At 42.0% G+C, this 22012-nt stretch carries 20 protein-coding genes and 1 rRNA gene; 19 read left to right on the forward strand and 2 right to left on the reverse strand.

The features are described from left to right. From rrf to EO118_RS05795, 15 genes are all read left to right on the forward strand, one after another. Positions 1-85: ribosomal RNA gene (gene rrf / locus EO118_RS05725) — 5S ribosomal RNA — on the forward strand; the annotation flags it as partial. 915 nt (positions 86-1000) lie between these two features. Beyond that, a complete protein-coding gene (gene cysK, locus EO118_RS05730) occupies positions 1001-1924 on the forward strand; it encodes a cysteine synthase A (protein WP_127069047.1) in 924 nt (307 codons plus the stop codon). Between the two features lie 255 nt (positions 1925-2179). Continuing rightward, the gene (locus EO118_RS05735; RefSeq protein WP_164723862.1) at positions 2180-3205 is read left to right on the forward strand and encodes a sulfate ABC transporter substrate-binding protein; all 1026 of its coding nucleotides are present in this window, start codon (positions 2180-2182) and stop codon (positions 3203-3205) included. After that, positions 3186-4061, forward strand: a complete 876-nt coding sequence (cysT, locus tag EO118_RS05740) for a sulfate ABC transporter permease subunit CysT (protein WP_240626908.1) — start codon at positions 3186-3188, stop codon at positions 4059-4061. The genes EO118_RS05735 and cysT overlap by 20 nt, the downstream gene beginning before the upstream one ends. Positions 4062-4068: 7 nt before the next feature. Continuing rightward, positions 4069-4896, forward strand: coding sequence for a sulfate ABC transporter permease (locus EO118_RS05745; protein ID WP_127069049.1), 828 nt, complete (start codon positions 4069-4071; stop codon positions 4894-4896). Positions 4897-4931: 35 nt separating this feature from the next. Continuing rightward, a complete protein-coding gene (locus EO118_RS05750) occupies positions 4932-5993 on the forward strand; it encodes an ABC transporter ATP-binding protein (RefSeq protein ID WP_127069050.1) in 1062 nt (353 codons plus the stop codon). Between the two features lie 81 nt (positions 5994-6074). After that, positions 6075-7883, forward strand: a complete 1809-nt coding sequence (locus EO118_RS05755; protein WP_127069051.1) for an adenylyl-sulfate reductase subunit alpha — start codon at positions 6075-6077, stop codon at positions 7881-7883. Continuing rightward, entirely contained in the window at positions 7867-8181 is a 315-nt protein-coding gene (locus EO118_RS05760; protein WP_127069052.1) for a ferredoxin family protein, read from the forward strand. The genes EO118_RS05755 and EO118_RS05760 overlap by 17 nt, the downstream gene beginning before the upstream one ends. A gap of 10 nt (positions 8182-8191) precedes the next feature. Next, the gene (gene cysD / locus EO118_RS05765) at positions 8192-9091 is read left to right on the forward strand and encodes a sulfate adenylyltransferase subunit CysD (RefSeq protein WP_127069053.1); all 900 of its coding nucleotides are present in this window, start codon (positions 8192-8194) and stop codon (positions 9089-9091) included. Beyond that, positions 9091-10761 carry a sulfate adenylyltransferase subunit 1 gene (locus EO118_RS05770; RefSeq protein ID WP_127069054.1) on the forward strand — a complete coding sequence of 557 codons (1671 nt, stop codon included), beginning with the start codon at positions 9091-9093 and terminating at the stop codon, positions 10759-10761. Before cysD ends, EO118_RS05770 begins: the two co-directional genes overlap by 1 nt. Before the next feature lie 129 nt (positions 10762-10890). Beyond that, a complete protein-coding gene (locus EO118_RS05775; protein ID WP_127069055.1) occupies positions 10891-11733 on the forward strand; it encodes an energy-coupling factor transporter ATPase in 843 nt (280 codons plus the stop codon). Then, a complete protein-coding gene (locus tag EO118_RS05780; RefSeq protein ID WP_127069056.1) occupies positions 11718-12587 on the forward strand; it encodes an energy-coupling factor transporter ATPase in 870 nt (289 codons plus the stop codon). Before EO118_RS05775 ends, EO118_RS05780 begins: the two co-directional genes overlap by 16 nt. Beyond that, positions 12577-13383 carry an energy-coupling factor transporter transmembrane protein EcfT gene (locus EO118_RS05785; RefSeq protein WP_127069057.1) on the forward strand — a complete coding sequence of 269 codons (807 nt, stop codon included), beginning with the start codon at positions 12577-12579 and terminating at the stop codon, positions 13381-13383. Before EO118_RS05780 ends, EO118_RS05785 begins: the two co-directional genes overlap by 11 nt. Positions 13384-13474: 91 nt before the next feature. Further along, on the forward strand, positions 13475-14257 hold the full coding sequence (gene truA / locus EO118_RS05790) for a tRNA pseudouridine(38-40) synthase TruA (RefSeq protein ID WP_127069058.1): 783 nt from the start codon (positions 13475-13477) through the stop codon (positions 14255-14257). Positions 14258-14398: 141 nt separating this feature from the next. After that, positions 14399-14701, forward strand: a complete 303-nt coding sequence (locus tag EO118_RS05795; RefSeq protein ID WP_127069059.1) for a hypothetical protein — start codon at positions 14399-14401, stop codon at positions 14699-14701. A 302-nt stretch (positions 14702-15003) separates the two neighbouring features. Here the strand turns inward: EO118_RS05795 and EO118_RS05800 are convergent, their stop codons facing one another. Together EO118_RS05800 and EO118_RS05805 are read right to left on the reverse strand one after the other, a co-directional pair. Further along, positions 15004-16374, reverse strand: coding sequence for an NCS2 family permease (locus EO118_RS05800; protein WP_127069060.1), 1371 nt, complete (start codon positions 16372-16374; stop codon positions 15004-15006). A 223-nt stretch (positions 16375-16597) separates the two neighbouring features. Next, positions 16598-17968 (reverse strand): NCS2 family permease, encoded by a 1371-nt coding sequence (locus EO118_RS05805; RefSeq protein ID WP_127069061.1) that lies wholly within the window; start codon positions 17966-17968, stop codon positions 16598-16600. Between the two features lie 333 nt (positions 17969-18301). Between EO118_RS05805 and EO118_RS05810 the strand changes: the two genes are divergently transcribed. The 4 genes from EO118_RS05810 (at position 18302) to guaD (ending at position 21949) form a co-directional block, all read left to right on the forward strand. Continuing rightward, positions 18302-18718, forward strand: coding sequence for an Rrf2 family transcriptional regulator (locus EO118_RS05810; protein ID WP_127069062.1), 417 nt, complete (start codon positions 18302-18304; stop codon positions 18716-18718). A gap of 30 nt (positions 18719-18748) precedes the next feature. After that, on the forward strand, positions 18749-19195 hold the full coding sequence (locus tag EO118_RS05815; RefSeq protein WP_127069063.1) for a MarR family winged helix-turn-helix transcriptional regulator: 447 nt from the start codon (positions 18749-18751) through the stop codon (positions 19193-19195). A gap of 152 nt (positions 19196-19347) precedes the next feature. Continuing rightward, on the forward strand, positions 19348-20553 hold the full coding sequence (locus tag EO118_RS05820; RefSeq protein WP_127069064.1) for an MFS transporter: 1206 nt from the start codon (positions 19348-19350) through the stop codon (positions 20551-20553). Positions 20554-20671: 118 nt separating this feature from the next. Beyond that, positions 20672-21949 carry a guanine deaminase gene (gene guaD / locus EO118_RS05825; RefSeq protein WP_127069065.1) on the forward strand — a complete coding sequence of 426 codons (1278 nt, stop codon included), beginning with the start codon at positions 20672-20674 and terminating at the stop codon, positions 21947-21949. Positions 21950-22012 lie beyond the last annotated feature (63 nt).

Raw genomic sequence — 22012 nt, forward strand, 5'->3', positions numbered from 1 at the left:
TCCCATCCCGAACACAGTAGTTAAGCTCGTAAACGCCGAAAGTACTTGGCTGGAAACGGCCTGGGAGGATAGGAAGTCGCTGATTAATAATAAAAGAGCACCCAAAAGGGTGCTCTTTTTTTATTAAATAATAGTCTTAAATACTTTAAGCCGTTTCCAGCCAGATTGATCAAGTAGTAACTAAGTTATATATGATAAGGCCTGGGATAAGCAGGGCTCATGATTTAAAGGAGCAAAGCGACGAATAAATCATAGAGCATCGCTTAGTTCCTGGCGTAAGATTTTGAAGCCCCAAAGGGGCACACAAAATCCACAGTCAGGAACACATAGGAAGTTGCAAATGATGATGTACGAGGAGAGTCGTTTCCAGCCAACATGGCAGAAGTAATATCTATGAAAGAATACCATAGGTCTGGGATCCCCAGTGAACCACTTTTAAAGGAGCATAGTGACGCATAAAAGTGTGTGAATCGGGGAGTTCCTAGCGTAAGATTTTGAAGCCTCAAAGGGGTGTACAAAATCCACAGCTAGGAACATATAGGAAGTCGCTGATTAATAAATCTACTAAGCCGTTTCCAGCCAATATAGCTACAATAATATCGACACCGAAAGGTGTCTTTTTTATTGTTTTCTTTAATGTACAAATAACAATTCTCATTTCTATTTTTGTATATTTATGTATATATAGCTTTAACCTATAGATGTATATAGTTTATATCCAATTGACTACATAGGAATAAGAATATACAATAGTAGACGTTACTGTAGGTCCAAATTTATAGTAACCCCATATTAGAAGTATGAAATCATACTAATGTAAATATTGTAATTATGAAATAAAAATATATATTTATAAAATTAGATATATGGATTATCAATATATAACGCTCATAAATTAATTATTAAAATATCACAATAGATATATATAATATCGGCATATAGTAAATAACAAGTAACTACTAGTATATATAGAGAAGATAACAGTAAGGGGGCATAAGACATGTACCAACATGTAACAGATTTAATTGGCTCGACGCCTTTGGTGGCATTGGATGCTTTTACAAAGCTACATCAGTTGAATGGTCGGTTGTTAGGAAAATTAGAATATTTTAATCCATTGGGCAGTGTGAAGGATCGTGTTGCCTACGGCATGATCAAAGAGGGCATTGATTCTGGGGTGATACAAAAAGATACGGTACTGATTGAGCCTACCAGTGGTAATACGGGAATTGGTCTCGCTTTTGTGGCGGCTCAAATGGGGCTTAAGTTAATTCTTGTCATGCCCGACACGATGAGTGTAGAGCGACAGCGTATTGTCAGAGCATTGGGCGCCTTAGTGGTGCTTTCACCGGGCATAGAAGGGATGAAAGGTAGCATTCGTGTGGCTGAGGAGTTACAGCAGATACATGGTAATGCGTTTATCTTGCAACAGTTCACAAATCCTGCGAACCCGAAAACACATTATGAAACCACAGGTCCTGAGATTTGGAAGGATACGAATGGTGAAGTAGATGTATTTATTTCCTCTATTGGTACAGGGGGAACGGTGACGGGTGTGGGTCGCTATTTGAAAGAGCAAAAGCCAAATGTACAGATTATCGGTGTAGAGCCGACGACATCTGCTGTGCTATCTGGCAAGGAAGCAGGTCCTCATGGTATTCAAGGGATTGGAGCGGGATTTATCCCGGATGTATTAGATACTAAGCTGTTAGATAAGATTGTCACAGTTTCCACAGAGGATGCCTACACATGTACACGAACGATTGCTAAAACAGAGGGTTTGTTACTGGGCATTTCTTCTGGCTCTGCCTTACAAGCGGCTATACAGATTGGTCAGAATCCTGATTATAAGGATAAGAATATTGTTGTATTATTGCCAGATGGTGGGGAACGATACTTATCAACAGGTATTTTTGATACTTAGTATATATTAGAGCATGAATCTCAAGCATGCATTTACAGAGACGAAATATATTAATGAAATGTATGAGGGTATCTTTTCTAGATATTAGTAGGATATATATGGAATAAGGAGATTTATATATCATTTATTAATAGAGTGTATGGAATTGTATCAAAAGGCTAGTAGAGCATATTAGAAACAAGCAGGGGGACTGAGTGTAATGTTCTGCTAATCAAGACGATAGTAATGTGCCTTGGAAATGACGATGGAGGATATATGAAACGAAAACGATATAGAAACTGGCTCATCGCCATGATAGGCATTGTATGTATAGGGACTTTCACGGGATGTATGAAAGAGCCCAAAATAGTGGGTAATGAGGTGCACATTACGAATGTGTCCTATGATAGTACACGTGAGTTTTACGAGGATTATAATCGCTTGTTCCGTGAGCATTATAAGTCACTCACTGGAAAGGATGTGCATGTCACGCAATCTCATGGTGGTTCTAGTGCGCAGGCACGATCCATCATTGAAGGGAATGATGCCGATGTTGTGTCCTTAGGATCTTCGCAAGATATAGAGATGCTGAACCGTGTGCATTTGCTTGATACAAATTGGGAAGAGATGTTCCCTAACCATTCGGCTCCTTATACGTCGACTATTGTTTTTTTAGTGCGCAAGGGTAATCCTCAGCACGTACAAGGTTGGGAAGACTTAGAACGGTCTGGTATTTCCATTGTAGCTCCAGACCCTAAAAGTTCTAGCGCGGCTTGTTGGATATTCATGGCAGCTTGGGATCATGGACTTAGGGCATACGGCACAGAAACGGGTGCCAAAGGGTATGTAAAATCTCTTTATGACCATGTGAAAGTCTTAGATGCTGGCGCTCGTAGTGCAGCGACGACTTTCGTAGAAAATAAACAAGGCGATGTGCTATTGATTTGGGAAAATGAAGCCTTGCAAATTGTGAAGAATTACCCAGGTCAATATGAATTGGTTACACCGAAAACGAGCATCGTTGCAGAACCCAATGTAGCTCTTGTAAAAGGCATAACAGATCGAGATCAGACCACAGAGGTAGCTCGTGATTATATCCAGTATTTATATTCCGATGAGGGGCAGCGGTTGATTGGTTCTTATGGATTTAGACCGGCTAATCCAGCTATTTTACAGGAGTTTTCTTCGACTTTTAGCCATAAGATAGAGTTAACGACCATCCACGCCTATGGTGGCTGGGATGCAGTGTATAAAAAGTTTTTTGATGAAGGTGGGGTATTTGATGAAATTTATGGAACATAATACATCGTGGCTTTCACGAATCATAGGCCCTACATCGACACGAATCATTCCAGGCATGGGCTTGACCTTAGGCATTACTATTGCCTTATTATCGATCTGTATCATCATTCCTTTAGGCTCAGTGTTTTCTCATGGATTGTCCTTGCCATGGGACACTTGGAAAGTATTGCTTACAAAAATGAATGTAGTACAAGCCTTTACAACTAGTTTATTAACAGCCGCTATTGCAGCAGCTATCAATGTAGTATTTGGTTTTATCTTGGCTTGGGTTCTGGTGCGCTACACATTTCCAGGGAAAGCCTTGCTGAATAGCATGATAGAACTTCCCTTTGCGCTACCCACAGCGGTGGCAGGGATTGCTTTATCGAAACTGTATACCGATACAGGTTGGTTTGGGTCCATCTTGTCACAGTGGGGAATTCACGTGGCTTATAGTCAAATAGGCATTGTGGTGGCCCTCGTATTTGTAGGGATTCCCTTTGTGGTGCGGTCCTTGGAACCAGTGTTAGAAACCTTAGATCCTATTTATGAAGAGGCAGCTTTCATGATGGGAGCGAGCAAATTTAGATTATATAGACAAGTTATTTTTCCTGAATTGTTACCGCCCTTATTGACTGGCTTTAGTTTGGCCTTTGCTAGAGGGATTGGCGAATATGGTAGCATTATTTATATTTCAGGGAATAGTTTTAAAAATCACACGCAGGTTGTGTCCTATGTGATTATGCAAAAGTTAAATTATGCTGACTATAGCAGTGCTACGGCCATTGCCATTGTGCTATTAGGCATTTCGTTTTCAATATTATTAGTAGTGAATCTGATTCAGAATCATCATGCAAAGCGTATTAAAGGGAGGTAAGGAAGCTATGAAAGGACGATACGGTTCTACCTTGTTAATTCTATTAGCTTGGGCATTCATTATTCTTATGCTCCTTATTCCTATGCTTTCAGTAGTGTTTCAGTCCTTGTCCTTAGGTTGGCAGTTCTATGTGCAGTCTATTAGCACCGTCTATGTGATGAAATCTTTGGGGCTGACCATTTTGGTGATGGTCATTGCTATGTTGGTGAGTGCTATCTTTGGAGTGGCAGCAGCATTTGCTGTATCAAAATTCGATTTTCCTGGTAAAACATTGATAGCTACTTTGGCAGATATACCTTTTTCCGTATCTCCCGTTATTGCAGGCTTAGCGTTTTTGCTCACTTTCGGTCGATTGGGATGGTTAGAACCATACATCAATCAGTTTAATGCGTGGACAGGGTTAGATATTCGTATTGTGTTTGCTATACCAGGGGTTATCTTGGTTACTATATTTATGACGATGCCCTTTGTATTCCGTGAAATCTTGCCAGTCTTGTTGAATCAAGGACGAGAAGAAGAGGAAGCAGCGGCTTTGATGGGAGCTTCTGGATGGCGTATTTTTAAGGAGATCACCTTTCCTCACATCAAATGGCCTTTGTTGTATGGGATTATCTTGTGCGGAGCCCGGGCTATGGGTGAATTTGGAGCAGTAGCGGCCGTATCTAAGGCGAGGGGCTCTACGTTCACCTTGCCATTAGAAATCGATGCTCTCTATATGTCTGGTACTGAAAGTGCCGTGGTAGCATCCTTTAGTGTATCGTCGGTGCTGATTCTATTGGCTTTCATCATGATTGGGTTGCGCACCTATGCGGCGCATAAAGCTAGCCATCGGTAATAATCGTCATCGATACAGGTAGAGGGAGGAAATACATGTACGTTAGTTTATCGAATATATATAAAAATTATGGAGACTTTCAGGCTTCGAAAGATGTGTCCTTATCCATTGAGAAGGGCAGTTTGGTAGCCCTCTTAGGTCCTAGTGGTAGTGGGAAGACAACCATATTACGGATGATTGCTGGCTTGGAAACACCAGATCGAGGTGATATCTGTATCAATGGGACACGGGTTAATGACGTGGCACCTGCAGATAGAGGGATTGGTTTTTTGTTTCAAAGTTATGCATTGTTTCGCTATATGACGGTCTTTGATAATATTGCCTTTGGCTTGACTGTAAAGAAAGTGGCCAAGGAGGAAATTCGTCGCCGTGTAACAGAGCTCATCGAACTCATTGGCCTTAGTGGATTAGAAGATAGATATCCGAGTCAACTGTCGGGCGGACAACGGCAACGGGTTGCCTTTGCGAGAGCGTTGGCACCGAATCCAGAGGTATTGCTCTTGGATGAACCCTTTGCAGCCATCGATGCGAAGGTAAAAGAAGAACTTCGCATGTGGCTACGCAATACGATTCAGCAAATCGGGATTACTACTATTTTTGTCACACACGACCAAGAAGAGGCCTTAGAAATGGCGGATCAAATCGTGGTGACCAACAAAGGTCGTATCGAACAAGTAGGAACACCGCAGGAGATCTACTGCAATCCAGAGACTCCTTTTGTGGCTAAGTTCTTAGGGAAGTCTTCTGTTGTAGAAGGGTATGACGTGTTAAAGGGCTTTCAGAAAATCGACAATGTAAAAGAAGCCTTAATTCGACCAGAATATATCAGCATTCATCCTCAAGGGTCATTACACCGTTATCGCAGTGTGGTGGAACTAGGTCATATTGAACATATTTTATTCAAAGGCAATCGTTTAGAAGTGACCCTGCGGATTGGTGAGTTAGTACTGGTGGCGAATCATACTATTGATGGACATGCTTTCAAAGTAGGTGATGCGGTGGATGTGTTGATTTCTAGAATTTGCATCTATGATGAGACGGATACGTATCTAGTAGAAAATGAAGGTATGAATACAAGTAGCTTGTTCTATATTTAGTATGAAACTTTCAAAAGGTATAGATAAAGCAGAAACAATATATACAAGGGTATATACGCATGGAAGGAAAGGGTGCATAGGATGTTAGGAAAGAAAGAGCGACTGCGCACGGATGTGCTGATTATCGGCGGAGGGACGGCAGGTTGTTATGCAGCGTTAACCATAGGAAAAGCTAGCGATGCTCGTATCATCGTGGCGGAGAAGGCTCATATTAAACGAAGTGGCTGTTTGGCAGCAGGGGTGAATGCTATCAACTGTTATATTTTGCCCAATCGTACAGTCCAAGATTATGTGGACTATGCCACGAAGGATGCGGAGGGCATCGTACGAGATGACTTGTTGCGTACGATGTGCGAACGAGTAAATGGTACAGTCCATGAGCTAGAACGATTAGGACTAGTAATTTTGAAAGACGACCAAGGCAACTACGTGGCTCGTGGAAATCGTAATATTAAAATTAATGGTGAAAATATTAAGCCTATCTTGGCGAGTGCTGTAGAATCTTTGGAACATTGTCAGGTGATTAATCAATTAGTTATCACGGATTACATTGTGAAAGATAACCGTATCTATGGTGCTGTAGGATTCCATAAAGAAACGGGTACCATCTATGAGATTGAGGCAACCTACGTAATCTGCGCTACTGGCGGTGCCTCTGGGATTTATAAACCTAACAATCCGGGGTTCTCTCGTCATAAAATGTGGTATTCCCCGTTTAATACTGGGGCCGGCTATGCCATGGGTATTTTACAAGGGGCGGAGATGACGACCCTAGAGATGCGCTTCATTGCTCTTCGTTGTAAAGATACTATCGCACCTACAGGGACTATTGCCCAAGGGGTAGGAGCGAAACAAATCAATAGTCTTGGTGAGAACTATGAAAGTGTATACGGCATCACTACGTCCCAACGTGTGTACGGTACTGTACAGGAACAGGTGGAAGGCAGAGGTCCTTGCTATTTAGGAACGAAGGGGATTTCTCCAGACCAAGAGCAAGACTTGCTGAAAGCCTACCTCAACATGGCACCAAGCCAAACATTGCGCTGGGTAGAACGTGGTCATGGACCTGCCACAGAAAATGTGGAAATTGAAGGTACAGAGCCATATATCGTAGGCGGCCATACAGCGAGTGGCTACTGGGTAGATACGCATCGAGAAACGACTATTACAAACCTATTTGCTGCTGGTGATGTGGCAGGGGGAGCTCCTCAAAAATATGTCACAGGAGCCTTAGCAGAAGGTGAAATTGCAGGTGATGAAATTGTACGACGGTACCAAGATCAAGGTGAAGTACAATCGGTAGAAAATGAAACGTGGTATAAGGAAGCAATTGACACTATTGTGAAGAGATATGCTGCGCAGGTTCGCACTAATGATGATTTTACACAAACCAGATCTAACGATAGTATTGTACAAAACGGCACAAATACTAGCGCTGAACTAGTCCACACTAATGATGGTGCTATAATAGCTAGCAAGAGTTCTGCTTTAGCCCACATTGAAGCGCACGAACAACGATTACAAGACATTATGGATGTCTATGCCGGTGGCATTAGCCAAGCCTACAAATACACAGAAGAAAGCTTAGGCACTGCGAAATCAAAATTGCAAGCTTTAGCCAAAGATGTAGAGCAATTACAAGCCAATACCTTACATGAACTGTCCTACCTCTATGAATTGCGAGATCGCATTGTGGTGGCCCAAGCCTTAGTGGCGCATTTAGAAGGTCGTAAGGAAACGCGTTGGCACAGCTTTGGAGAGCATGGTGACTACCCGAATTGTAGCGATGAGGGATTGGTGTACGTCAACTCCGTATATCAAGATGGTGAACTTCAGGTTTTTCAACGGCCACTAGTAGAAAAGGGGGATACTTATGAGCATACAAATTAATAAGGATACTTGTATCGGTTGCGGTAGATGCCAACAAGTATGCCCTGGGACATTAATCTATAAAGATGAGGCGAAGAAAGCTTACATCGCCTATCCCTCTGATTGTTGGGGCTGTGTGTCTTGTGTGAAAGAATGCCCTGTAGGAGCTATTTCCTTTTTCTTAGGAGAAGACATGGGTGGTAAAGGGGCTACCATGATGGTAACAACAGAAGGCCATTTATTGCACTGGGACATTACGAAAGTAGATGGAACTGTGCAACGAATTACAGTGAATGCAAAAGAAAGTAATGCCTATTAAGGAGGTCAATATGAGTCAATTCTCTCATTTAGATGAATTAGAAGCGGAAGCTATATATATTATTCGTGAGGTAGCCGCACAATGTGAAAATCCAGTGATGCTATACTCCATCGGGAAAGATAGTTCGGTAATGCTGCATTTAGCAATGAAAGCTTTTTATCCAGCAAAACCGCCATTCCCATTCTTACATGTGAATACTACTTGGAAGTTCAAAGAGATGATTGAGTTTCGTGACAATGTGGCAAAGAAACTGGGCATCGAAATGCTAGAGTACATCAACCAAGATGGAGTGGATCGTGGTATCAACCCATTTGACTCTGGTGCGGCCTATACAGATATTATGAAAACACAAGCTTTAAAACAAGCGTTGGACAAATATGGATTTGATGCAGCTTTTGGTGGCGGTCGTCGAGATGAAGAAAAATCCCGTGCGAAAGAACGTATCTTTTCTTTCAGAAATGAACAACATGCGTGGGATCCAAAGAACCAACGTCCAGAGATGTGGAAACTATTTAACACAAAAATCAACAAAGGGGAAAGCATGCGTGTATTCCCTATCTCTAACTGGACAGAAACAGATATTTGGCAGTACATCAAAAGAGAAAACATCGACATCGTGCCATTGTACTTTGCAGCAGAACGACCAGTAGTAGAACGTGATGGCAACTTAATTATGGTCGATGATGAGCGATTCCGCTTGCAAGATGGTGAGACCGTAGAAAATAAATTAGTACGATTCCGTACATTAGGCTGTTACCCATTAACAGGTGGTATTGAATCGAATGCGACGACCCTAGATGAAATCATTGAAGAAACCTTGAGTGCTGTATCGTCTGAACGAACTACACGGGTTATCGACAGTGAAGCGGCAGGTAGCATGGAACGACGTAAACGGGAGGGCTATTTCTAATGAAAAGTTTATTGAAATTCATTACATGTGGCAGTGTAGATGATGGAAAATCTACATTGATTGGACATATCTTATACGATTCCAAATTATTATATGCAGACCAAAAGGAAGCCCTTGAACTAGAAAGTAAGGTGGGCAGTCGTGGTGGTAAAATCGACTACTCCTTATTACTAGACGGTTTGATGGCAGAGCGTGAGCAAGGTATCACCATCGACGTGGCATACCGGTATTTCACAACGGACCATCGCAGCTTCATCGTGGCAGACACACCGGGCCATGAAGAATATACACGTAACATGGCGGTGGGAGCCTCCTTTGCGGATTTAGCAATCATTCTAGTGGATGCGAAGCAAGGTGTGTTGGTGCAAACCCGTCGTCACGCTCGTATCTGTGCCTTAATGGGTATCCAACATTTCATCTTTGCAGTGAATAAAATGGACTTAGTGGACTATAGTGAAAGTCGCTTCCAAGAAATCCAAACAGATATCGAAGCATTACAACAAGAATTGCAATTGGCAGATATTGCTATCATCCCTGTGTCAGCTACTGAGGGTGACAATATTACTGTGCATTCTCCGCACATGCCTTGGTACAAGGGCAATACCTTGCTAGGTCATTTAGAAACAGTAGATATCCAAGCTTTTGAAGAAGAAGGATTCTATTTGCCAGTACAACGTGTATCTCGACCAGACCATACGTTTAGAGGATTCCAAGGCCAAGTAGAAAGTGGTACCCTTCGTGTGAATGACACAGTGTGTGTCTTGCCAAGCGGTGAAACGGCAGTGGTAAAATCCTTAATTCGAGGTTTTGATTCTGTTGAGGAAATTCATACAGGGGAAGCGGTGACGATCCAATTAGATCGTGAAGTAGATGTGTCCCGTGGTTGTGTCATTGTGAATGGCACAGAATTACAGGTCAGTGCAAAGTTAGAAACTACCTTGCTCTGGATGGATGATACCACCTTGCAAGAAGGTAGAGAATACTTGATTATGGCAGGTACGAAATTAGTGTCTGGGGTAGTGAGCAAAATCCGGTATGCTGTGGATGTGAACACTGGCGAGCATGTGGAGCGTGATGGATTAAGCAAAAATGAGATAGCACGCTGTGTCTTGACCTTACAAGAGCCAATTGTGGTGGATACTTTCACTAAGCATAAAACATTGGGTGAGTTCATCCTTATCGACCGTGTGAGCCATATGACAGCGGCCTGCGGTGTGATCCAAGACACCCTCGATAAAGGGGAAGAGCTATATACATTTATCGGTGATTCCGTTCGTGGTCGTGGTGATATTTTTGAAGAGTTCTACTACGATGTGGAAGGATTGACAGTCGATAAAGTGCGCCCAGAATGTGCTACGTACCGTGTGGGTGATACGATTCCGTTGACAGGGGATAGCTACCAATATCCGAGTACCTTTGATATCTTAATTTTACGCGATAAAGTATATATTTCCGTACGAGATGGGGTCATCACAGCCATTGCTCCATTGCGTGAGTATACGTACCAAGGTGTGCCATTGCTAAATGGTCGTGGCTTTGGCATTGAGGTACAATCTGCAGAGGAATATACTCAGTTTATAGCAGATATTGAGGCATCCAAGAATCTCAATGAGACATTCGCGAAATGGTTGACTTTCACAAGCTACCGTCATATTGCTTTCAAAAAATAAGTTATATTGTTAACCTTGCAAGTCTACAAAAGGTTGCCTATTGTCCTAAACCTCTCTACACGGTATAATGAAGTAGATTGTAATACGAAGTAACAATTGTACTTACGTAGAGAGGAAACTGAAAACAAGATGAAACAAGTTATGATCAGTACGGACCATATGAGTCATGTGTACCAAGACGAAATGGGCCGTGAGGTACACGCCTTGCAGGATGTGAGTGTTCACATTCATGAAGGTGAGTTTGTCAGTATTATCGGGACAAATGGGAGCGGTAAAAGTACCCTTGCCAAACATTTTAATGTCCTATTACAGCCTACATCTGGTACCGTTACCGTTTTAGGAATGGATACAAAGGAAGAACATTTAATTTGGAATATTCGCCAAAATGTGGGTATGGTATTCCAAAATCCAGATAATCAAATTGTGGCAGCTATTGTGGAAGAAGATGTGGCGTTTGGTCCAGAGAATCTAGGCGTTCCAGCTCCAGAGATTCGCAGTCGTGTAGATGCAGCCTTGGCGGCGGTAAATATGTCGGACTATGCCTTGCATGGACCTCATCTATTATCAGGGGGACAAAAGCAACGTATCGCCATTGCCGGTGTATTAGCGATGAAACCGAAATGCATTATTTTAGATGAGCCAACAGCGATGTTAGATCCGAAGGGGCGTAAGGAAGTGATGGATACGGTGTATCGTCTCAATAAAGAAGAGGGCATCACTATCGTGTATATTACGCACTTTATGGAAGAGGCAGCTTTGGCGGATCGTATCATCGTGATGAAACAAGGTAAGGTCATCGACGAAGGGGCACCGAAAGATGTGTTTATGAATGTAGACACTTTAAAAGGTCTTGGACTAGATGTGCCGGTGCCATCAGAAATTGCAGTGCGATTACAAGAAAAAGGGGTAGCTATGCCAAAGGGCATTACCACTAATGAAGAACTAGGGGAGGCCATATGTCAATTCAATTAGAACATGTTACCTACACCTATGGACAGGGAACCCCTTTTGAAAAAACGGCCTTATATGATGTGAATTTGACCATTCACGAAGGTGAGTTTGTAGGCATTATCGGTCATACTGGGTCTGGTAAATCCACCTTAGTACAACATCTGAATGGTTTATTACACCCTACAACAGGCACTGTGAAAGTAAACGGTGTAGACCTAGTAGGTAAAACAGAAGAAGTCAAACAAACCCGTCACAAAGTAGGCATGGTATTTCAATATCCAGAGCATCAACTCTTCGAGGAAACCATCGCTAAAGATATTGCCTTTGGACCTAAAAATCTTGGTTTTGATGAGGCGGAAGTAGATTGCCGTGTGCGAGAAGCGATGCAATTTGTAGGTCTTGATTACGATACCTATGCGGAGCGGTCTCCCTTCCATTTGTCGGGTGGACAAATGCGCCGTGTGGCCATTGCGGGGGTCATTGCCTTAGACCCAGATTATTTAATCCTCGATGAGCCTTCGGCAGGTCTCGACCCATTTGGACGAGAAGAAATCTTTGGAGAAATTGTGAAATTGCACAAGGAAAAAGGAATTACTGTTATCCTTGTATCTCATAATATGGAAGATATTTCTCGCATGGCGAATCGCTTGATTGTGATGCACCAAGGGCAAGTCTTATTGGATGGTAATCCTATCGAGATTTTCCACAATGATCGTGAGAAACTACAGTCTGCCGGTGTGGATGTACCGCCATTGTCGCAAACATTACAAGCCTTGGCAGAACGAAACATTCCTGTCAATATCGACCGTGTCCATGTCAATGAGGCGGTAGCAGATATTTACGACTATCTCAAGGAGGTGCACCATGCTAAGTAATATTACCATCGGTCAGTACTTCCCAGGAGATTCTTTGCTCCACCGTATGGACCCACGGGCTAAGATTATAGCCACCATGATTTTCATCATTGCCATCTTCTTTGCGGACAGCTTGGTGACCTATAGCATTGTGGCAGCCTTTACCTTCGGTTGTTTGGGACTGTCTCGCTTGCCAGTGCGACTTGTGTGGCTGTCCATTAAACCATTGTGGATTATCATCGTATTCACTTTGGCCATTCACGTGTTCACTACGCCGGGGGAATACCTATTCACCTATGGTTGGCTACACATCAGCCGAGAAGGGCTCAATTTGGGTGGCCTTATGGCAGGACGATTGATCTTCTTAATCGTATTCTCTTCCTTGTTGACCTATACTACATCCCCTATCCGATTGACGGACGGTATTGAAAGACTCCTAAACCCTTGGAAACGCTTTGGTGTGCCAGCCCATGAATTAGCGATGATGATGACCATTGCTTTACGATTTATTCCGACTTTGTTAGAGGAAACAGATCGCATTATGAAAGCCCAAGAATCTCGTGGTGCTGATTTTACTACAGGATCCTTACTAAAACGAGCTAAAAATATGGTGCCTTTATTAGTGCCATTATTTATTAGCGCTTTCCGCCGTGCCGATGAATTGGCAGTGGCTATGGAATCTCGCTGCTATCGAGGCGGAGAGGGGCGTACTCGCTTGAAAGAATTGCAATACAGTCAATTAGATACCTATGGTATTGGCGCTGTGGTGCTTGTGAGTATTGTACTAGCTGTATTACGCTGGGGCTTTGGCATATAAGAACTAGTTGTATAAGCTAGTCACAGATATGCTAGCCGTAGATATATATCATAAGGTAGAAAAATAGTAGAAAGAATAGGACATGCCACATATGACAAGAACCATACAGCTCATCGTCGCCTATGATGGTACAGAGCTCTGCGGATATCAACGGCAACAAAATGGACCTACAGTACAAGGTTATTTAGAAGAAGCCTTATCTAAGGTTTGTAATGAGCCCATCACGATTTATGGATCCTCTCGGACCGACGCTGGTGTTCACGCTAGAGGGCAAGTAGTGGCGTTCACTACTACGGGAAAGATTCCTGTAGACAATCTGATGCGGGCCCTCATCGCCCATATGCCACCGTATATTGTGGTTCGTGAGGCACAGGAGTTACCGTCTGATTGGAATCCACGGAATTATGTAAAAGGGAAGGAATACATTTATACCATTCATAATGATGCTGTGGTAGACCCATTGCAATTGCGCTATGCCTACCATGTGCGTAAACCTTTGGATATAGAGACGATGCGGCGCGCGGCACAGGCCCTAGAGGGGATACATAATTTTAGTACGTTCAAAGGCCATAATACGACGGTACAAGACCCAGTAAAGACCATGTATGCGGTGAAAGTCATCCAACAGGGGACGACGGTGCGTATCCATGTGTTAGGAGATGGATTTGTGTACCACATGGTGCGGAATATGGCAGGATTTTTGGTGGATGTAGGCTTAGGTCGCTTTCAACCAGAAGACGTGCCACGTATCATTGGGGCGGAAAATAGACAATTAATCGGAAAAACAGCGCCTGCCCATGGACTGTGTTTAGATACAGTGTTTGTGGATAACGATAGTTTGGTACAAGCCGTATCGAGATTGTCAAACTACTAAGCTAGGGAGTTTAAGATAGGTATATTAGAGTTAATAGGGTATAATAGAAGTATATAGTGAAAGATATACGGAGTATATCCTGTAATATCTGAATGTGCTTTGTACGTGCTTAGTATAGGGCTAAGAGCTTAGGAGGTTACTATGAAAGAAGACGGAATCCATACGCATATTGCCATTAAAATGCCAGAATACATTATCGATGTAGATGAACTGGTGAATGACCCAGTGAATCGTCGTAAACTAGCTCGATTCATTATGAAACGCCATTTAGATATGGACAAAATTATTGAAGAATTTGTGAACAATCCAGAGAATGAGCAAGAATTAATGCGCTTTGCCGCATCTGTGGTATTTTCTAAAACAGGTCGCGATATGAACGAATATAGCGAAGACTTGTTGCCATTGTTCTTTGAAGAAGCAGTGTACGAAGACGATTTGCTGTAATCCAGTATACTAACATAGCTCTAGGTGATGATAGTTTCAGAAATTAGAGTGCAAGTAAATAGAAATGTAAAAGGACTGTAACACATGTATGGAGTACATGGATTATAGTCCTTTTTATAATCTATTCTGTTTTAAATATTAAAACCAACGCATTTGTCCTATAACGCTCAAGTACACAATACTAGTAACTTTCAGCTATGATCGATTGGATAGTGTGGAATAGGTAAATATGAATGACAATAGGCATATATGGTTGGTAAGAGATTCAACACATATATGCCTATAGTTATATTACTATGTAATTAGCCAAAGAATACATATTTAGCCAATACAATGGCACTCATAACATATACGAACCAGTGTACTTCTTTATACTTACCAGTGATGACTTTAATGATTGGGTAGATGATTAAACCGGCAGCCACACCGTTCGCGATGCTGTATGTAAAAGGCATCAAAACGATAACTAGATAGGCAGGGAAACCTTCTGTCCAATCGGAGAAGTCGATTTCACGAATGGATTCCATCATCAAGGCGCCTACAAGAATTAATACAGGAGCAGTGGCTGCATTCGGTACTAAGGCGATTAATGGAGCAAAGAATAAGGAAAGAATGAACATAAAGCCGCAAGTGACAGCAGTTAAACCAGTACGGCCACCAGCACCAACCCCAGCAGCACTTTCAACGAAGGCTGTAATAGTACTGGAACCAAGCAGAGCACCAAAGCTAACGCCGAGAGAGTCTACAATCATCGCTTTTCCTAAACTAGGGAATTTGCCAGCTTTTGGATCGGAAATACCAGCTTTAGCCGTGGTAGCAATCAATGTTCCCATGGAGTCAAATAATTCGACAAAGGTGAACGAGAAAATGATGGTTATAAGCCCAATTTGGAAGGCGGAACCGATATCTAGTTGCATGAATGCAATTTTGCTGAAATCAGGAATCGCCATAAATGTCAATGTTTCAGGTAGTGTAGCAATACCTGTTACATAGGCGATAATGGATGTGGTAATTACACCAATGAGTAGAGCGCCTGTAATACGGCGTGCCATCAAAGCTGCTGAGAAGAATAATCCAAATAAAGATAAGAGAACTTCTGGGTTTTTGAGATTTCCCAAACTTAATAATGTTTCAGAGGCTCCAGGAGACCCATGCCCTTTGGCAGCGATAATATCATGCAATGTACCTGGTTGTAAGGACAGGGAAATGGTCATTAATCCAGATAGTTTTAACCCGATAATACAAATAAATAAACCGATACCTACAGTGATAGCAAACTTTAAGGATGCAGGAATCACTTTAATAATCAGCAGACGTATATTTGTTACAGTTAATACAAAGAAGACAAGACCAGATATAAAGACGGCACCCAGCGCTGTTTGCCATGTTAACCCCATACCAATAACGACCGTAAAGGAGTAGAATGCTAAGAGCCCTACACCGGGTGCATAGGCTAATGGATAGTTAACAAATAGTCCCATAATCATAGTAACCAATCCGCCACCTAAGGCAGTAGCGATTAATACGGCATCTCTGTCCATCCCAGCCAATCCTAATAAATTAGGCGCTAGTAGCAAAATGTATGCCATGGTAATGAATGTGGTGAGACCAGCGAGGATCTCTGTTCGAACTGAGGTGTTCCGCTCTTTCAGTGCGAATAGCCTTTCTAACATAGTAAAACCTCCTTCTCTATAACAAATTATGTTTACATTATAGCATGGTAAACATGAGAAAAAAAGATAATTGATAAAAATTTGTGATAAAAATCACATACTTGAGAATTGATATACATATGATAGAAAGATAGGTAATAAAATAGGCATATATGGTTAGAATACAATAAAATTCATACCATATATGCCTATATTTATTTAGTTGAGTAGTAATGAGAATCGATTAATCAAAGAAAATATATTTTGCTAATACAATAGCTCCTAATACGTACATGAACCAGTGTACATCTTTATGACGGCCGGTGATGAATTTCATCAATGGATATACGATAAGACCCGCTGCTACACCATTGGCAATGCTGTAAGTGAAAGGCATTAACACGATGACTAAATACGCAGGGAATCCTTCTGTCCAGTCGGAGAAATTGATTTCACGGATAGCTTCCATCATCAAGGCCCCAACCAAGATGAGTACAGGGGCTGTCGCTGCATTGGGAACTAATGCGATCAATGGAGCAAAGAATAAACAAAGGATGAACATGATACCACAAGTGACAGCAGTGAGACCTGTACGACCACCAGCACCTACGCCAGCGGCGCTTTCAACGAAAGCCGTAATCGTACTAGAACCAAGCATAGCGCCGAAACTAACACCTAGGGAATCTACAATCATTGCTTTGCCAAGACCAGGAAATTCACCTTTTTTAGGATCCGCAATGCCAGCTTTGGAGGCAGTAGCAATTAAGGTACCCATGGAGTCGAATAATTCAACGAAGGTGAAAGAGAAAATAATGGTCACAAGGCCTACTTGGAAGGCAGAAGCAATGTCTAATTCCATGAAAGCAATTTTGCTGAAATCAGGAATTGCTACAACGCTCAAGGTATCAGGCAGAGTGGCTACTCCCGTAGCATAGGCAAGAATGGATGTGACGATAACACCAATCAATAGGGATCCCGGTACACGACGAGCCATTAATGCAGCGGAGAAAAATAGGGAGAACAAAGATAACAGCACTTCTGGATTGCCAAGGTTACCAAGTGTTAACAATGTTTCTGATGCGGCAGGTGCTCCATGACCTTTGGCAGTCACAATGTCATTCAATGTACCAGGTTGCAAAGACAAGGCGATGGTCATAAGACCAGATAGTTTTAAACCAATGATACAGATGAATAAGCCAATGCCCACAGTAATGGCAATTTTTAAAGAAGAAGGAATGGCCTCAATGATAAGCTGACGAATTTTCGTTAGTGTCAATACGAGGAATACAAGACCAGAAATAAATACAGCACCTAATGCCGTTTGCCAAGTCAATCCCATACCGAGAACCACGGTGAAAGAATAAAAGGCTAATAAGCCAACACCAGGAGCCAAAGCAATAGGATAATTAACAAATAGACCCATGGCGATAGTGACTAAACCACCTCCTAAGGCTGTAGCAATTAATACGGCATCTTTGTCCATACCAGCTAAGCTTAGTAAGTTGGGTGCCAATAGCAAAATGTATGCCATGGTAATAAACGTAGTCAGTCCCGCAAGGACTTCTGTACGGATCGTAGTATTTCGCTCTTTCAGAGCGAATACGCGTTCTAACATGGGAAACCTCCTAATCATTAAATAAAAATGCTCTTTTATTGTAGCATAGAGGAAGTTATAAGGATAGGTTTTTTGATATAATATATTCAAAAAAATTATAAAAGTTAGATAATTATATAAAAATACCTAATAAGTAGTGTCGATGTATACTAACGGTTGACATTGGTTTTCAGTGTGTGTAAATATACAACAAAATATTGTATATATGACTATATTGCGTGGTAGTTATGCATTTTGCATACTAAATATGTACACAATCTATATAGACAAATTTCGTTGTTATAGATATAATAGAGACTAGGAATAAATCCTACTTTTGAAGAGGTATTATCTATGAAAATTTCTACTAAAGGTCGATATGCATTACGTGTTCTAGTGGACTTAGCAGAACATAGCGTAGATCGGAATGTATCTATCCGCGAAATGGCGGAGCGCCAAAGAATTTCTGATAAATATTTAGAAGGAATTGTAGCACGATTGAGTGCGGCAGGATATGTAAAAAGTGTGCGTGGTAAATACGGCGGCTATCAATTAACTAAGGAACCAAAAGACTATACAGTCTATGATATTCTTGCGGCTACAGAAGATTCCATTGCCGTTGTGGCTTGTTTAGAGGAAGAAGTGAACACATGTCCAATGAGCGATGGATGTCGTACATTACCATTATGGGAGCATTTACAAAACCATTTACGCGAGTATATGCAAAGTTTAACATTACAGGATGTCATCGACCGACATTTCTCAGTGTAAGATTTGAAAAAAGGGTAAGGGAAGTTAGAAGTGAAAAAAGAGAAGGAAAAATTAGACGTAGAAACCCATGTAGGGTTTCCCTTGTATGCAGCAGCCAAAGAAGTATTTCGGGCCTGCCAACCAGAATTGACTAAGCTTGGATTGACCTATACGCAATACTTAGTGATGTCTGTTATTTGGGAATTAAAAACGGTGAATTTAAAAGCTATCGGAACTAGATTGTTCTTAGATTCTGGCACATTAGCACCATTGTTAAGAAAGCTAGAATTAAAAGGCTTAATTCTTCGTGAGCGTTTTAAAGAGGATGAGCGTTCTATGGTGATTACCCTAACAGCAAAGGGACAATCATTACAGAAAAAGGTTCGTCATATTCCTGCATTAATCGAATCAAAACTTGGCTTAGAACAAGAGGAAATGCAAGTATTGCAAGGGCTATTGTTCAAAGTGCTGCATCATGTAAAAGGCTACAAAATCTAATTAGACGTACTTGTAAGATGAGTAGAGGATAGTTGATACCATATCAACTATCCTCTACTTTTGTTTCTTCCTATACAGGGGGATTTGTTGGGGCCTAGTAGTAGATGTGTTACAATAAGGTTACAATCTGAAGTTAGTAGAGGATGTGAAATATGAAACAATTACAACAAACAGGAATGGTAGCGGTGTGGATCCTTACTATAGGAATGTCACTGCTAGCTATTTGCTATACTATGATTATTCCCTTCCTTCCTGTATATTTGTTAGAACTGGGAGTAGAACAGGAACATTTGGCCCTTTGGTCGGGATTGTCATTTTCCATTTCTTTTTTTATTTCTGCTGTTATGGCTCCCATTTGGGGGCGACTAGCGGATCAACATGGAAAGAAACTAATGGCTATTCGGGCAGGAATTTTAATCGGCGTATCCTATTTATGGGGTGCCTTTGTACAAGACGAATATCAATTTTTACTAGTTCGAGCATTCCAAGGGTTTGCCAATGGCTTTATGCCAGCTGCTATGACTATGGTATCGGTGTCGGTGCCGAAAGAACGAGTAGGCACAGCGATGGGTATCTTTCAGATGGGATTAGTCCTAGGGAATACAGTAGGACCTTTAACTGGAGGACTCACAGAACTAGCGGTAGGGATGCGACCGGTGTTTATGGTGGCAGGCATTACCTTATTTATCGTGACCGCTGCCATCGCTATCTTTGTGAAAGAACCACAGGTTGAAAGCGCAGCGCCAGTGAAAGTCACTTCTTTCAAGGAAGATTTACAAGAGGCAAAAGGCAATAAGGTATTGCTCCATATTTTAGGGTTATATTTTCTCGTGCAATCTGCCATGCTTATGTTACAACCTATCGTGGCCATTTATGTGGGCGAACTAAAAGGCTCTATGGAGGGTGCTGCTATGTTAGCGGGGTCTATCCTAAGCGGTGGAGGTGTGATGGGCATGATTATGACCAATGTGTGGGCTGTCTATGGACAACGACGAGGATACTTTAGGGTTATCTCTTATGGGCTGTTGGGTACGGGAACTGTATTATTATTGCAAAGTTTACCCTTTGGCCTATGGTGGTTCGGTATCTTGCAATTGCTCATCGGCATATTTATTGTGGGCATCTTCCCGTCCCTTGGGTCGGCTATGACGGTGAACACCGAGCCATCCGTGCGTGGTCGAGTATTTGGACTTGCCACGACATCGCAACAGTTAGGAAATATGATGGGACCTTTGTTTGCTAGTGTAGTAGCGACCTACTGGGGTACATCCTATGTGTTCCTCGTAGCAGGCATAGGGATGATACTTATTGGCTATGTAGTATTGAAAGTCCATGGAAATCGTCCGAATCTTCCATAAGTTGATAGACGTCATATACCAAGTGTGATATAATTCACTCATACATGACATGCTATATAGGCATGCTGCTTTAAACTTCATACGGCAATTGTATAAGGTTATACACGGAGGTGGTTCTATGCAAGACACATTGATTTTGAAAGGACATATTCTGTACACACCAAGTCCAGCACAGTTGGTAGCCATACCACATGGATACATTGTAGCTGTAGATGGTGTGGTTGTGCACTGTAGTGAAACTTTGCCAAGCTCCTATGAGGGATTGCCTGTAGTTGACTATGGAGATCAACTTATCATTCCGGGCTTTGTAGATACCCATGCTCATGCACCACAATATTGTAATCGTGGTCTTGGTATGGATAAAGAGTTACTTCCTTGGCTTGAGACGTATACATTTCCAGAGGAAACGAAGTTTAAAGACTCAGAGTATGCCCGCCTAGTGTATGGTGCATTTGTACGTGATTTATGGCGACATGGTACAACCCGTAGTATTCTATTTGGTACGATTCACAAGGACAGCACAATAGTGTTAATGGAACTGTTGCAAGAAGCGGGATTATCTGCTTTAGTGGGCAAGGTGAACATGGATCGAAATAGTCCAGACTCCTTGATTGAAACTACGCAGCAGTCTTTAGCAGATACGAAAGCGTGGTTAGAAGCATCGAAATCATTTGGCCCCCTTGTAAAACCAATTATTACACCGCGTTTTGTGCCGTCTTGCACGAGTGAACTCATGCGTGGATTAGGGGAACTGGCTAAGGAATATGATGTGCCGGTACAATCGCATTTGTCGGAAAATCACGGGGAAATCGAATGGGTCGCTTCCTTGCACCCAGAATCACCAAGTTATACAGATGTGTATTATGAACATCAACTGATGGGACAGACTCCGACAGTAATGGCTCATTGCATTCATTTGAGTGACGCAGAAATGGATCGCATGGAAGAAACGCAGACCATGGTGTCCCATTGTCCATATTCCAATGTCAATTTGTCCAGCGGTATTGCACCGATTCGTAAATTGTTAGATCATCATATTCCAGTGGGATTAGGGTCTGACATTTCAGGAGGGCATGCAGTGTCCATGGCAAAAGTATTGATGGAAGCTATTGGCCTATCTAAAATGAAATGGGTCGAAGTAGACAATCAATATGCACCGTTAACCTTAAGCGAAGCCTTCTACTTAGCCACTAAGGGTGGAGGAACATTCTTTGGTAAGGTAGGTAGCTTTGAAGAGGGCTATGAATTAGATGCTCTTGTCATCGATGATAAATCTATGTTTGATGCGAATGAACGGTCTTTAGAAGAACGATTGGAACGATGGATATATATCGGTGATGATCGCCATATCATGAAACGCTATGTGGCGGGTCGCTTGCTAGAAGAACTAAAATAATATACATAGATACAAGAAGAGGAACGTTGATCGAATCAGTCAACGTTCCTCTGTTGTATTACA

The sequence above is a fragment of the Veillonella sp. 3891 genome, from assembly GCF_003992315.1.
Lineage (GTDB): Bacteria > Bacillota > Negativicutes > Veillonellales > Veillonellaceae > F0422.